Origin of the sequence: Marinobacter sp. F4216 (assembly GCF_019931195.1) — a bacterium.
In the GTDB taxonomy this organism is placed as follows: Bacteria; Pseudomonadota; Gammaproteobacteria; order Pseudomonadales; family Oleiphilaceae; genus Marinobacter; species Marinobacter suaedae.
The window spans coordinates 791,130-805,619 of the sequence record NZ_JAIOUO010000002.1 but is presented as its reverse complement, the minus strand read 5'-3'; the positions used below and the strand labels follow the sequence as shown (position 1 = coordinate 805,619).

General features: G+C 56.4%; 11 protein-coding genes. All 11 read right to left on the bottom strand.

From position 1 onward, the window contains the following. Positions 1-7: 7 nt before the first annotated feature. Positions 8-1,534 (bottom strand): amidophosphoribosyltransferase, encoded by a 1,527-nt coding sequence (gene purF / locus K8I84_RS04150; protein WP_223793444.1) that lies wholly within the window; start codon positions 1,532-1,534, stop codon positions 8-10. A 35-nt stretch (positions 1,535-1,569) separates the two neighbouring features. Then, the gene (locus tag K8I84_RS04145; protein ID WP_223793443.1) at positions 1,570-2,139 is read right to left on the bottom strand and encodes a CvpA family protein; all 570 of its coding nucleotides are present in this window, start codon (positions 2,137-2,139) and stop codon (positions 1,570-1,572) included. 86 nt (positions 2,140-2,225) lie between these two features. Beyond that, positions 2,226-2,900: an SPOR domain-containing protein gene (locus K8I84_RS04140; protein WP_223793442.1), complete on the bottom strand. Its 675-nt coding sequence runs from the start codon at positions 2,898-2,900 to the stop codon at positions 2,226-2,228. Positions 2,901-3,036: 136 nt separating this feature from the next. Further along, on the bottom strand, positions 3,037-5,082 hold the full coding sequence (folC, locus tag K8I84_RS16980; RefSeq protein ID WP_317848197.1) for a bifunctional tetrahydrofolate synthase/dihydrofolate synthase: 2,046 nt from the start codon (positions 5,080-5,082) through the stop codon (positions 3,037-3,039). After that, positions 5,033-5,959, bottom strand: a complete 927-nt coding sequence (gene accD, locus K8I84_RS04125; RefSeq protein WP_223793441.1) for an acetyl-CoA carboxylase, carboxyltransferase subunit beta — start codon at positions 5,957-5,959, stop codon at positions 5,033-5,035. Before accD ends, folC begins: the two co-directional genes overlap by 50 nt. 46 nt (positions 5,960-6,005) lie before the next feature. Continuing rightward, positions 6,006-6,818 (bottom strand): tryptophan synthase subunit alpha, encoded by an 813-nt coding sequence (gene trpA, locus K8I84_RS04120; protein WP_223793440.1) that lies wholly within the window; start codon positions 6,816-6,818, stop codon positions 6,006-6,008. Positions 6,819-6,842: 24 nt separating this feature from the next. Then, on the bottom strand, positions 6,843-8,051 hold the full coding sequence (gene trpB, locus K8I84_RS04115; protein ID WP_411722653.1) for a tryptophan synthase subunit beta: 1,209 nt from the start codon (positions 8,049-8,051) through the stop codon (positions 6,843-6,845). Next, positions 8,044-8,673 (bottom strand): phosphoribosylanthranilate isomerase, encoded by a 630-nt coding sequence (locus tag K8I84_RS04110; protein WP_223793438.1) that lies wholly within the window; start codon positions 8,671-8,673, stop codon positions 8,044-8,046. The genes trpB and K8I84_RS04110 overlap by 8 nt, the downstream gene beginning before the upstream one ends. Next, positions 8,670-9,575: a tRNA pseudouridine(38-40) synthase TruA gene (gene truA / locus K8I84_RS04105; RefSeq protein WP_223793437.1), complete on the bottom strand. Its 906-nt coding sequence runs from the start codon at positions 9,573-9,575 to the stop codon at positions 8,670-8,672. Before truA ends, K8I84_RS04110 begins: the two co-directional genes overlap by 4 nt. A gap of 102 nt (positions 9,576-9,677) precedes the next feature. Further along, entirely contained in the window at positions 9,678-12,992 is a 3,315-nt protein-coding gene (locus K8I84_RS04100; protein WP_223793436.1) for a FimV/HubP family polar landmark protein, read from the bottom strand. Between the two features lie 312 nt (positions 12,993-13,304). Next, positions 13,305-14,420, bottom strand: a complete 1,116-nt coding sequence (gene asd / locus K8I84_RS04095) for an aspartate-semialdehyde dehydrogenase (protein WP_223793435.1) — start codon at positions 14,418-14,420, stop codon at positions 13,305-13,307. Positions 14,421-14,490 lie beyond the last annotated feature (70 nt).

Sequence of the window (14,490 nt, the reverse complement as noted above, 5' to 3'; positions counted from 1 at the left end):
TTACGGTCTAGTCTTCGTCGTTATGTAGATCAATGATGCCGTTGTCAGCGGGATTGCCGCCTCCGGTACCTGATCGCTTGGTATCGTTGCGGGCGGCGTCGAGCTTGTCCAGATAAGCCTGATCAATATCGCCGGTCACGTAGTTGCCGGTGAATACCGAGCATTCCCAGCCTTCGATGTCGTCGTTCACATCACTGACACAGGTCACCAGATCCTCAAGATCCTGGTACAGCAGCCAGTCAGCGCCGATCATTTCACCCACCTCTTCGACCGTGCGGTCGTGCGCAATGAGTTCGTTGGCCGAGGGCATATCAATACCGTACACGTTCGGATAGCGAACGGGGGGCGCGGCGGAAGCAAAGTACACTTTCCGGGCACCGGCATCCCGGGCCATCTGTACGATCTCCTTGCAGGTGGTGCCGCGAACTATGGAATCGTCCACCAGCATGACGTTCTTGTCCCGGAACTCGAGGTCGATCGGATTCAGCTTCTGACGCACCGACTTCTTGCGCATCTTCTGACCGGGCATGATGAACGTCCGGCCAATGTAGCGGTTCTTGATAAACCCTTCGCGGAACTTGACCCCAAGCCGGTGAGCCATCTGCATCGCAGAGGTACGGCTGGTATCCGGGATTGGCATGACCACATCAATGTCGTGATCCGGGAATTCGCGCAATACTTTATCAGCCAGGGTCTCGCCCATGCGCAGGCGCGCCTTGTAGACCGATACGCCATCCAGGATCGTATCCGGCCGGGCAAAGTACACATGCTCAAAAATACAGGGGTACAGGTGCGGATCCTGAGCGCACTGTTGGGTGTAGAGCGTGCCATCGGTCTCGATATACACCGCCTCACCAGGGGCAATGTCACGAACCAGGGTAAAGCCAGCAGCGTTCAGGGCCACACTCTCGGACGCGATCATGTATTCCTTGCGGCCATCCTCACTCTCCCGGACGCCATAACAGGCCGGACGAATACCGTTCGGGTCGCGGAAACCGACAATGCCATAGCCCGTAATCATAGCAATCACCGCGTAAGCGCCCCGACAACGCTTATGAACAGCCTTGACCGCGGCAAAGATTTCATCCTTTGTCGGCGTCAGCTTGCCCAGTTTTTGCAGTTCGTGAGCAAATACGTTGAGCAGAACTTCGGAGTCCGAATTGGTATTGATATGACGGAGGTCCGTACGGAAAAGGTCCTGGCTCAACTCGTCTGCGTTGGTGAGATTACCGTTATGGGCCAGGGTAATCCCGTAGGGGCTGTTCACATAAAACGGTTGGGCTTCTGCGGAGCTGGAGCTGCCGGCTGTCGGGTAGCGGACATGGCCGATACCAACATTACCAACCAGCCGGCGCATGTGTCGCGTATGAAACACATCGCGTACCAGACCATTGTCCTTACGCAGATGAAAGCGCTCATTCTGGAAGGTCACGATTCCCGCGGCATCCTGGCCCCGATGCTGAAGTACGGTCAGCGCATCATAAAGCGTCTGGTTGACGTTGGATGTACTGACGATGCCGACGATGCCACACATGGGTCAAACTGTCTCCGAGGGTTAAATTCTGAATATTAACTGGATGCAGATACAGGCTCTACACCTGTCTGCTCCTGAATGGAAGTTCCCGCATCCGTGCTATCTGGCGCGGGCCCCAGGAATCGCGCGAACTCGTCGCCCAGAGTCCGCCTGGACCAGTCCTCGACCACCGCCAGATGATTGATCATCACCGATTCCCGCCACCAGGTATCCTGCGCCAAGGGGGTGTAACGGGTAAATGCGATACCCACGATCACAACCACCACACCCCGGAGAAGCCCAAAGCCCATACCCAGCACCCGGTCTGTTGCAGACAGCCCGGTCGCGCGAATCAGGTGGCCAATCATGTTGTTGATAATAGCGCCGACAATCAACGTACCAAAAAACAGAATGGCGAAGGCGGCGATCAGACGCACCAGTGGGGTTTCAACCGTGCTTTCAAGCAACATCTGCATCTGGGGATGAAAAGTGCGTGCCAGGATAAACGCACCCACCCAGGTAACCAGCGACAAGGCTTCCCGGACGAAACCTCGTTTGAGGCTAAACAGAGTGGATACTGCGATCAGGGTGATAATCACCCAATCAATCCAGATCAGAGTTTCCATGAACTACCCAATGGAACGAGAGGAAGCGCGAATTCTATCAGGAAACCGACCTTCGCCAAACCGCCAGCGCCGCCAAACCAACCGGTTTATTTGTCGCTGGTTGTAACCAGACTATTAAGGCTGAAGGACTCATCCAGGACGCGCTTTGCGGCCTCGGCACTGGCGCGGTCCGGGAAAGGACCACTGAACACCCGCGTCAGGGTGGCATCGCCGCGTTTGACCGCCTGTAGCTGGGAACCGTAACCCTTATCCCGAACCTGCTCGCTCAGGCGACGGGCATTGTCTGCGTTGCCGAAACTGCCAAGCTGGACGACCCAGTCACCCGCTTCAATGTCTCGACCGGCATCGGGAGACGTTTCAGTGATTTCAGGCTCGACCTCGGCATCTTCGGGCGCTTGGCTTGATACCTCAGGAGCACTTTCTACCCTGGATTCGGCGACTGGCTCCGACTCCTGATCGACCTCAGGAACGCCCTCAAAGGGAGCCTGCTCCGTTTCGACAATTCGGTAATCAGGTTCGGGCTCATCATCGCTGGCAGCGCTTGCACCACCGTCACCCTCAACACCGGTCGGCCCATCGACAGGCGCAACAATCGCATCATCCTCCGGAACGGTCACTTCGGGAAACGGGGGTTCCTCAGGAATCTGAATGGAATTAGAAGTACGCTCCGAGTGCGGCTCATCAAATATCATGGGAACAAAGATGACCGCCAGGGACACCAGCACCAGTGCACCGACAATTCTTTGTTTCAGTCCATCCACAATCCCACACTCCTGTCTGAAAACCATTCTGCGTTTTTTTATCGCAAAAGATACTAACCGCGATACTGACATAACACAAAGGCTGAAAGTTCGGGAGAACCACTCCCGGGCTTAAAGCCCAACTCTGCCCCAGGGTTCAGCCTTCGCTGACCTCACCAGACGACGCCGCGGACCCGAACTTCCCCAGCAAGCGCCCAATGGAGGTGCGCATATCCAGGCGATCAACCACCATGTCCACCGCACCATGACTCAGGAGCTGCTCGGCATCCCTCAGCTGTGCGTCTCCGTCCAGGGCCCCCTGCTCCATAAGCGCCAATGGCGCCATACTGACCCGTACTCCGGATTCGGCAATGTTGATATCACCAAGAACCGCAAGACTGGCCCAAACCTCTCCGGACACATGGTTGGCAAGAACGGAAATGTAGGGAACACCCTCCTGGTGGAGCTTCTCTATCGATGCAGCCGTCTTCGCCATCTGCATGAGGGAGCCCATACCCTCTTCTATCCTTGCCCCCTCGCTGGCCGTAAAACAGACGAGGGGAACCCGCATCTCCAGCGCGTAGCGCGCTGCACGTGCAAACACCTCACCCGCTACCGCACCAAGTGTGCCACCCAAAAAACCATGCTCGAAAGCACAAGCGACCACCGGGTTACCAAGACAGGTTCCGCTCATGGCAAGTAAGGACTCCTGCTCGCCCGTCCTATCCTGGGCCAGGGCATGGTCATCGACATAGGAGCCCGGAAAGGCCACACAGCTCGAGGTCCCTTGTTGATCGAAAACGCTCAACTCGGAACGACCGTCCGGATCAAGAAACTCATCCAGCCGCTGCCGCGCTGTCGGGTGGGCAAGCAAGGCGCGAGCCTCGGCAACCGTAAAAAACGAGCCAAACACGATAATGATGTCGTTGCTGCACGCCTCATCAAGAGCCGCACGTATTGCATCGGATACCGTCTCGACCTTCTCAACACCAGTGAGCCCACACTGATGGGCCTGATCAAACAACTCGACCGAAGACATCCCGCGGGGCACATCCAGGCCAGCCACCCACCACCTGTCGGCCGCCGGCGCCATGGCGGCAAACACGCCTGCCACATCTTTGTCCGCCAGAGCAGCATATACCGCCAACACTCTGCATCCAGAATACTTACGGGCCAGCAAGCGGCCCGCCAGCCAGCGCGCTGCATGGGGGTTGTGGCCAACATCAGCAAACACTGCGGGCCGCTCCCCCAACTGCTCGAAACGGCCGGGAACCTTCAGGCCAGCCAGAGCGCTTTCAACCATGCGCTCGCTGATGTCCGGCTCAAGGCGGCGCACCGCCACCACGGCCGCCGCCACACTTGACACGGGTAACGGACCATTTGGCAACGAAACTTGCCACCCCTTCTCGTCCAGCAAAATCTGCGGCGACAAATTGCCGGTAATCCCGCGGTCCTCATACAAGCGGTAATCACGGCCCACTAACGCCAGATCGACCTTCTGGGCCTCGGCCTGCTGCAGAATCGACTGGGGCGGATTGTCATCCGCGCACACGGCGAGGATACCCGGGCGAAGAATACCGGCCTTTTCGAAGCCGATGACCTCCCGGTTATCGCCAAGGAAGGCAACGTGGTCGATATCCACGGAAGTGATAACGGCAAGATCAGCGTCGAGCACGTTGACGGCATCCAGGCGCCCGCCAAGACCCACCTCAAGAATCCAGTCTTCAACACCAGCGGCGTCGAACACTACGAATGCCGCGAGGGTACCGAATTCGAAGTAACTCAGGGAAACGTTTCGACGAGCCTCTTCAACACGCTCGAATGCTGCAATCAGGCGACGATCTTCAACGTCACGTCCGTTAAGGCGGACCCGCTCGTTGTAGACCTGCAAATGGGGAGAGGTGTAGGCACCAACCTTACGACCACAGGAAAGGAGCAGTCGCTCTATGGATGCAACCGTGCTGCCCTTGCCATTAGTACCTGCCACCGTGATGATTCGTGCATCTGGCTTCCGCGGGAATAGTCGGCGCAACACCAGTAAAACACGGTCGAGGCCAAGATCTATCTCTTTGGGATGGATAGCTTCCAGATAGGTAAGCCACCGGTCGACAGTGGCGCCAGCCCCGGGCGGTTCCGGAGAGCTGGCATCACGCTCATTCCACCGCGCCATCAGATCCCGGCATTTCGCTGACTTCGAATTCAATTGGCTCTTCCGTGCCCGGTCGTTCTGCCGCGGTAAATTTGGCCAATAGATGCGCAATGCGCTCGCGCATCTGATGGCGGTGCAGAATCATATCGATGGCACCGTGCTCTACCAGAAACTCACTGCGCTGGAAGCCTTCCGGAAGCCTCTCTCTCACCGTCTGCTCAATCACCCGTGGACCAGCAAAGCCGATCAAAGAATTCGGCTCGGCAATATTGAGGTCACCAAGCATGGCAAGACTGGCGGATACGCCACCAAATACCGGGTCAGTCATCACCGACACGTATGGGATACCTTCCTGTTTCATGCGTTCCAACACAGCCGCCGTTTTCGACATCTGCATAAGAGACAGGATGGCTTCCTGCATGCGAGCGCCACCACTGGCAGAGAAACACACCAGGGGAATCCGCTCTTCCAGCGCAACGTTGGCAGCCTGGACGAATTTTTCGCCAACCACCTGCCCCATGGAACCACCCAGGAAGTTAAACTCAAAGGCACAGGCAACCAGTGGAACACCCATAGTCGCACCCTTCATCACCACAAGCGCGTCTTTCTCCCCGGTGGCCTTCTGTGCCTGGGACAACCGATCCTTGTAGCGCTTGCTGTCTTTGAATTTCAGGCGATCCCAGGGCTCCAGATCCGCTGCGATTTCCACACGGTCACCGGGATCGAGGAAAATATCGAGACGACGCCGCGCAGCGACCCTCAGGTGATGGTTACACTTGGGACAAACATCAAGGTTTTTCTCCAGCTCCGGCTTATAGAGAAAGGCGCCGCACTTGGGGCACTTTTTCCATAGCCCCTCCGGCACACCGGTTCGTTGCTTGGAGTCCGAGCGAATTTTGCTCGGCATGATTTTGTCCAGCCAGTTACTCATGATTTCATCCTGTCCTGTGATGCCGTCCAGCCTGAAGCACCAGGGCTCAGGAACTCAGGCTGTCCAGTGCTTCTCGCATCGGTTGCAGCAGATCTGTCAACGCGCGTTTAAGTTGCGCGGTATCTGCCTGATTTCTGGCAATTGTATCGACTAGGACGCTTCCAACAATTACACCATCGGATACCTGCCCTACCGCAGCGGCGGTTTCGGCGTCACGAATACCAAACCCAACACCCACAGGCAGGGCTGTCAGCTCGTGAATATGGCTGACACGCGACGCTACTTCCTCCACATTCAGTTTGGCAGCTCCTGTCACCCCCTTGAATGAAACATAGTACACATAGCCGGAAGAATACTCGCTGATGGCGCGGATCCGATCATCTGTCGTGGTCGGGGACAAAAGGAAAATGGCGTCCAGCCCGCGGTCAGTGAACAGTGGCGCAACCTCGTCTGCCTCCTCCGGAGGCAGGTCTACCGTCAAGACACCATCAACGCCCGCGTCGCGCGCGGCGTCTGCAAACGCCTCGTAACCCATTGCTTCCATGGGGTTGAGATACCCCATTAACACGATGGGCGTTTCAGAATCCCGGGATCGGAACGCCTTGACCATACCCAGAACCTGACGCAAAGAGGTGCCATGCTTGAGTGCCCGCTCGCAGGCCAGCTGAATGACCGGTCCGTCAGCCATGGGGTCGGAGAAAGGCACACCCAGTTCAATAATGTCGGCGCCAGCTTCAACCAGCGTGTGCATCAGTTCAACGGTTGTATCAGGGTGAGGATCACCCGCGGTGATATAGGGAATCAACGCCTTTCGACCTTGCCCCTTGAGCGTCTTCAGAACTCCTTCAATTCGGCTCATGCCAATGCTGCTCCTGTTACAACCTTAGATCTCGATGCCTTCCAATCGGGCAACCGTGTTGATGTCTTTGTCGCCCCGCCCCGATACATTGATCACAACGGTTTGATCCTTATCCATGGTGGCAGCCAGCTTGATGGCATAGGCAACCGCGTGAGCGGTTTCCAGGGCCGGCATGATGCCTTCAACTCGGGTCAGCTTTCGGAAGCCTTCCATTGCTTCATCATCGGTCACCGACACGTAGTTGGCACGACCGATATCCTTCAGCCAGCTGTGCTCCGGACCGACGCCAGGATAATCAAGGCCAGCGCTCACGGAATGGGTGCCCGCTATCTGGCCATTTTCGTCTTCCATCAGATAGGTGCGATTGCCGTGCAGAACGCCCGGGCGACCGGCGCACAATGGCGCAGCGTGCTTGCCCGTCTCAATGCCAAGCCCCCCCGCTTCGACGCCGTACAACTCTACCGACTCATCAGCGAGGAATGGGTAGAACATACCGATGGCGTTCGAGCCACCGCCCACACACGCCACGAGCGCATCCGGGAGCTTGCCGGTTTTCTCCAGTGCCTGACGACGGGTTTCCCGACCGATCACGGACTGGAAATCGCGAACCAGCAGAGGATATGGATGGGGCCCTGCCACAGTGCCAATGATGTAGAAAGTATCGTCCACATTGGTAACCCAGTCGCGCATGGCGTCGTTCATGGCATCTTTCAGGGTCTTGGTCCCACTCTCTACCGGATGCACCGTTGCACCCAGCAGCTTCATCCGGAACACGTTGAGCGATTGCCGCTGAACGTCTTCCGCACCCATAAACACATGACACTCAAGGCCCAACCGAGCACAGACAGTCGCGGTGGCAACACCATGCTGGCCTGCGCCGGTTTCGGCAATCACCCGTTTTTTACCGAGGAAACTCGCCAGCAGGGCCTGGCCAATCGTGTTGTTAACCTTGTGAGCACCGGTATGACAGAGGTCTTCCCGCTTCAGCCAGATCTGGGCGCCACCGGTTTCACGACTGAGGCGCTCGGCAAAATAAAGCGGCGTGGGCCGACCGACGTAATCCGCCAACTCCTTGTCGAATTGGGCCTGGAAATCAGGATCCTTTTTCAAGCGCTGGTACTCGTCTTCCAGCGTCATCAGCGAATCCATCAATGTTTCGGAAACAAAGCGGCCACCAAAGGGTCCGAAGTGCCCCCTTGCATCCGGCAATGCACTCAGCATTTCTTCAGTCAGTTTTACAGACACGGCGAACCTCTTTCATGAAATTAAACATTTTGCTTCTGTCCTTGACGCCTTTTTGCTCCTCAACGCCGCCACTCACATCCACTGCCCACGGCTGGACCTGCTCAATGGCGCGAAATACGTTATCAGATGACAAACCGCCGGCCAATATCAACGGCATAGGACGCTTTTCAGGGATAAGTTGCCAGTTAAAGGACTGCCCTGTACCACCGTAACGGTCAGGGTCCCAAGCGTCTACCAGTAATCCACAGGCTTTTCGGTATTCCGAAAACGCCCTTTCAATTTGCCCGGACTCACGGACACGAATAGCTTTGATCCACCGGCGACCAAACTGGTTACAGAACTCCGGGCTTTCATCCCCGTGAAACTGCAGAACATCCAACGGAACCCTATCCAGAACCGTTCGGACGAACCTGTCACTCGGATTCACGAACAGACCAACCAGCGTAACGAAGGCCGGCACTTCGGCGGCCAGCTCCGCTGCCCGCTCAACGCTCACGGCTCTCGGACTGGGCTCGTAAAACACCAGGCCCAGCGCGTCCGCGCCGCTTGCCACGGCATCCCGTACATCCTCGGTCCGGGTCAAACCGCAAATTTTTGCCCTTGTCGTCATACGTCCTGTCTTTGCTTACGATGGATATGTGTTGGCTCGATGGGCCTGTTTTCCTCAGGCGTAAACCACGGCCGCAGAAATGCTGGCCCACAGTCCGCCTCGGGGATTCCGCATTCGGCTGGGTAGCCCACATCAACCAGATACAACCCTTGTGCCGGGCCGGTGACACCCGCTTTCTTTCGGTCCCGGGTTGCCAGAATATCCGCTATCCAATTAGCTGATTGCTCACCCGTACCAACCGCCATAAGAGCCCCTGCGATGTTTCTGACCATATGATGCAGGAAAGCGTTCGCCTGCACATCAATCACAACGAACTCAGCCTTACGGGAGACGGAGATACGCTCGAGAAACCGTATCGGTGAGCGGGATTGACAGCCAGCTGCACGGAAAGCGGAAAAATCGTGCTCACCGACCAGAGCCTGAGCCGCCTGATGCATTTTGTGTTCATCCAGAGGGCGAAAGTTCCAGCTCACCTGGCCCCGGAGTATGCCTGGTCGAACCGCGTGGTTATAAATGACATAGCGGTAGCGGCGATACGTGGCAGAAAACCTCGCGTGGAAATCGGCTGCCCCGTTTCCCGCCCAATGCACGGCGATGTCGCTGGGCAAAGCGGTGTTGATCCCCATCACCCAGGAGCGCCGGTTCCGAATCGACGAGGTTTCGAAATGCACGATTTGGTGGCTGGCATGAACGCCCGCATCGGTTCGACCTGCGCACACCAGATCGACCGGGTGATTGGCAACTTTGGCCACCGCCTTGGCCAGTTCACCCTCAACGGAGCGAACTCCGGATTTCTGGAACTGCCAGCCATGGAAGTCACGACCATCGTATTCAAACGCGATGGCCACCCGACCATTGCCAATTGCATTATCCGTCGTGAGAGGTTGTGGTTCGAGAAACAAGCGCCATCCCGATTCTTTCTGCTGACAAAAGAAAACGCCGGCTCACTCGGGAACAGTTCCCGGTGGCCGGCGCTCGTTACCTGATGTTTCGATTATAACGAATCAGGCCAGATTTTTAAGGAGATCCTGCGCTTCGGCTTTCTGCTCCTCATCTCCTTCCAGAGAGACCTCTTCGAGAATATCGCGAGCACCATCGGCATCGCCCATCTCGATATAGGCTCTGGCCAGATCCAGCTTGGTGGCTGCTTCATCCGTGCCTGCCAGGAAGTCAAAATCATCGTCCTCACCCAGATCGCCTTCGTCGATATCAACAGGCGCAGAGGGTTTTGACGCAGATTCGCCTTCAAGCACTTCAGACGTAACAGGAATTTCAGGCTCCGCTGGCTCTTCAAGAGTGTCCCATGACCCCAGGTCCCCGAACTCCTCTACAGCCGCCACTTCTTCCTCTGGGCTATCAGTACTCGAGGCGCCTTCCGGCTCCAGCGTATCCTCGAGACTCAGGTCTTCGCCCAGAGCTGGCGCGCCTGGTTCGTCGTCGTTGGCTGCGTCAGTAGTCTCTGAGAACTCCTCCATCAGGGCGAGATCTTCATCGGAAACGTCCAGCTCCAGCTCGTCCAGACCGCCGTCTTCGGAAACCGATTCACCAGCTTCATCTTCTCCGGCTACTTTGTCCAGCTCCGCGTCGAGTTCATCAAGAAATGACTCGTCGAGAGAATCCAGGGTGTCGACACCCTTCTCCTCGGAAGTTCTATTATCCCCATCGACGATCTCTTCCTGAGCCTCTTCGAGATCAAAGTCGAGACTGTCCTCGAGCGTTTCCAGCTCGGGCCCGGTTTCATCCGATTCAGCCAGGCCAGACTCTGGTTTCTCAGTGATGTCACTCAGCGACTCTTCAAGATCGAAATCCAGAGAACCGTTATCTTCGTCGATTTCCAAAGACAGGGAATCAAGATCATCCTTCTCTTTTACCGGCTCCGACGGCAATTCGGATTCCAGTGAGACGTCCGACAGATCGAATTCGATAGCATCATCTGCACGACTCCGATTTTCGCCCTCAGTCTCGAGCGCTGATGCTTCTTCAACATCACTCTTCGATTCTTCCGGCTCGTTCAGTTCAAAGTCGGCAAAATCGGTGTCGAATTCCGCAAACTCGTCTTCAACCTTTTCTTCTTTCTGCGCATCGTATTGATCGGCCAGCAGCTCATCAGAGAGGGTCGCATCGCTTTCATTGTCCGACGCAAAGGAAAAATCATTCTCTACTTGAGGTTCGGCTGTGCTGAAAGAATCAGAGCGCAGCTGAGATTCCAGATCGTCAATACTCGGTATCGACTCGGCGTCTTCCAATTTAGCGCGCAACTCGTTAGCGGTTGCCAGCGCCTTCTCGTCGTCGAGTGACTCGATTTCAGAGTATTGCTTGTCAAACGACACCTGATTCTGGGTTTCGGCATAGATACCCAGCAACTTCAGCCGCAGATCGGTCCGGCTAGGCTCACGGGAAATTGCCTCCTCGAGAGTCTGGGCCGCCTGCTCATGGCGACCGAACGCGATGTAGTTATCGGCTTCAGCAATGGCGCTGTCCTTGTCGGACTCGAACGATTCGTCATCATCCAGAGTCAGTTCAAGATCATCACCCTCAGATTCGGACTCTTGATTCAACTGCTCGTAGAAAGCTTTCTCGCGGTTAGCGTTCCGACGCGCAACCACCAGAAGCAGAAGCAGAAGCAGGATCAGACCACCACCGAGGGCCACCTGATACAAGAGGTTGCTACGGATGGTATCAATGATGCCCGCAATCGCCCCCTGCTCTGCGGCGGGCTGAGCGTCTGGCTGTGCAGGCTCAGCATTCGCAGTAGCGGGCTGGAACTCCGGAGCAGTTTCTTCAGGCTGCGGCTGTTCAGTCGCCTGGACGCCCGCATTCTCAGCAACCTCGGAAGCGTCAGAGCCTTCAACAACCTCAGGCTGCTCCACCTCAGTTTCACTACCGGCTTCAGTCATCACCGGATCAACCTCAGCCACTTCATCAGTTTGCTCAGCAGCCAGATCGACTTCAGAACCGTCCTGCTCAGCCAACTCACCGGTAACAGGCTCAGAGGCTTCCTCGCTCTCAACCGCTGTTTCGCCAGCAATCGCGGAACCCTCTACGGCTGCTTCTGCTTCCGCATCGACCTCAGCATCAACACCTGCATCCGCAGCGGCTTCGCCATTAACGTCAGCTTCAGCGTCGGCTTCGCCCTCGCCAGACTCAGCGACGCCCTCTTCGCCGGAAGTTTGCACAGGTGAAGGCTCTTCACCTTCCTGGGCCATGCCCTGAATATCAGCCAACTGACTGTTTTTCAGCTCCAGCAAACGCTGCAGGGTTTCGATCTGACCTTCCAGATCCTGAACCCGACCAGAGAGCTCTTCGTTTTCGCGACGGGCGCTTTCAAGCTCTTCCATCGCTACAGCTGCACCCGCGTCTACGCCTCCTGGCAACTGACCATCGCCACCGGCAGACCCTCCCTCACTGGTTTCTCGGGAATCCGCGTCAGCAACCAGCAGCTTCAGTTCGTCGCCGCTAGCCTGGGCCTGAGTACCGGAAGCCTGGGCTACCTGTGTATCTGTTGCATCAACCGTACGCTGAGGAGACTGGAACTCACGATTCTGCTGGGCAACGATCCGCGTAGCTTCGGCACGAGAGCGGCTTTGGATCTGCTCAAGGGTCGGGACTCGCAGAACCTCGCCACGTTTCAGGCGATTAATATTTGCGCCAATGAATGCATCCGGATTCAGATCCTGGATGGCAATCATCACTTGCTGAGTGGTCACGCTGTTGTCAGGACGGACCCGGGAAGCAATCGTCCAGAGCGTGTCGGAGGAATCGGTCGGACCCAGGGTATTACCCTGGTAACCGCGCTGCACCGAGGCTTCAGCCTGCGCCTGGCGACGGACGGATTCCGGATCACGTGTCTGGGAAGGCTGGGAGGTGCTGGTAGCCGCAGACGGCGCGGTCACACTTTCCTGAACCCCGGAATCTTCTGCGTATACAGGGGGATCAACCAGAACAGCGTATTCACGCATCAACCGGCCGCTTGGCCAGGTCAATTCAAGAAGGAAGTTAAGGTACGGTTCACGCAACGGTTCCCGCGAGGAAACCTGAACCACCAACGAACCATCGCTTTCTGTTACAACCTGGAACCGGAGCTTGCTCAGGAACTGGTCACGATCCAGACCCACGGTCTCATAGGCCGACTCTGGGGCTATGTTTACGTATACATCGCTGGGATCCACACCGCGGCTTTGGGGAAGACGAATCTCCGCATCCAAAGGTTCATTCAGATAGGACTGAAGTTTAATTTCTCCCAGCCCCAAGGCTTGTGCGACGCCGGACCCGAGCCCTCCCGCCAGCGCCAGGGCAACCGCAAGCTTGCGTACCTTCATGCTTTTTCCTTTCCAGTCTCCGTTATTCTCTACTGCTTGTTAAAACAGAATCGGACGAGGTTGGATGACTTCCGTCTGGATAGTTCTAGTTATTATGTCGAATGTTTAATTTTCGTCGGGCCAGTATTGTTGATAACGCCCTTTGAATCAATCAATCACCGGTGAAATTTGTACCGTTTTTTTACAAACCACGTGGAACTTGTTAGTTCGCCACAAAATAACAGGGGCGAAGGCTGTCGTCAGCCTCCGCCCCCAGCCGGCTTTACCAAAACCGGACGCAGTTGGCACTACTCAGCCCCTGCGTAACATTTCTTAACGTTCTTGCAGGATACGGAGCATGCGCCGCAAGGGCTCCGCAGCACCCCACAGCAACTGATCGCCTACGGTGAACGCGGAAATGTATTCCGGGCCCATTGCCAGTTTCCGGATACGGCCGATTGGAATGCTCAGGGTTCCAGTCACCTTGGCCGGCGTCAGCTCTTCCATGGTGGCGTCACGATCATTGGGAATGACTTTCACCCAATCGTTGGCTCCGGCAAGAATGCCCTCGATTTCCGAAACCGAGAGATCCTTCTTGAGCTTGATGGTCAGCGCCTGACTGTGAGAGCGCATGGCACCAATACGAACACAGATGCCATCGATGGGAATCGGGTTGTCGCTGCGACCAAGAATTTTGTTGGTCTCAACGCCCGCCTTCCACTCTTCCTTGCTCATACCGTTATCGAGCTGCTTGTCGATGAACGGAATCAGACTACCCGCCAGCGGCACACCGAAATGCTCAGTGGGGAAATCGCCTCCACGCATGGTGTCCGTGACCTTGCGATCGATGTCCAGAATCGCCGAGGACGGATCCGCCAGCTCATCAGCCACGCTGTCTTTCAAAGCACCCATCTGGTTGAGCAACTCACGCATGTTTTGCGCGCCGGAACCGGAGGCCGCCTGGTAAGTCATGGGTGAAACCCACTCAATCAGATCCTGCTCCAGCAGCCCACCCAGGGCGAGCATCATCAGGCTCACGGTACAGTTACCGCCGATGAAGTCTTTTACACCCTTTCCGAGCGCGTCATCAATAACGTTTCTGTTAACAGGATCCAGTACGATCACGGAATGATCAGCCATCCGTAACGTGGATGCCGCATCAATCCAGTACCCTTCCCAGCCTGCATCACGCAGCGGCTGAAAAACCTTGGAGGTATAGTCCCCACCCTGACAGGTGACGATCACGTCCATGGTTTTCAGGGTGTCAATGTCGAAGGCGTCCTGCAGAGTGGGAACGCCGGTTTTGCCTACGTCCGGTGCTGGTTTCCCGGTCTGGGAAGTGGAAAAGAATACCGGATCGATATCGGCAAAATCATTTTCTTCGCGCATGCGCTGCATCAGGACAGAGCCCACCATGCCGCGCCAGCCTACAAGTCCAACTCGCTTCATTTGCGACCTTTGAATCTCGTATTGTGCCCGCCCCTTGCCGTTATCGCTGGCAGGGACCGGATGGATGATT

What these genes read in the sequence shown, in the direction of transcription:
- purF (WP_223793444.1), bottom strand. Translation starts at nt 1,534, where the DNA reads ATGTGTGGCATCGTCGGCATCGTCAGTACATCCAACGTCAACCAGACG.
- K8I84_RS04145 (WP_223793443.1), bottom strand. Translation starts at nt 2,139, where the DNA reads ATGGAAACTCTGATCTGGATTGATTGGGTGATTATCACCCTGATCGCA.
- accD (WP_223793441.1), bottom strand. Translation starts at nt 5,959, where the DNA reads ATGAGTAACTGGCTGGACAAAATCATGCCGAGCAAAATTCGCTCGGAC.
- trpA (WP_223793440.1), bottom strand. Translation starts at nt 6,818, where the DNA reads ATGAGCCGAATTGAAGGAGTTCTGAAGACGCTCAAGGGGCAAGGTCGA.
- K8I84_RS04110 (WP_223793438.1), bottom strand. Translation starts at nt 8,673, where the DNA reads ATGACGACAAGGGCAAAAATTTGCGGTTTGACCCGGACCGAGGATGTA.
- K8I84_RS04100 (WP_223793436.1), bottom strand. Translation starts at nt 12,992, where the DNA reads ATGAAGGTACGCAAGCTTGCGGTTGCCCTGGCGCTGGCGGGAGGGCTC.
- asd (WP_223793435.1), bottom strand. Translation starts at nt 14,420, where the DNA reads ATGAAGCGAGTTGGACTTGTAGGCTGGCGCGGCATGGTGGGCTCTGTC.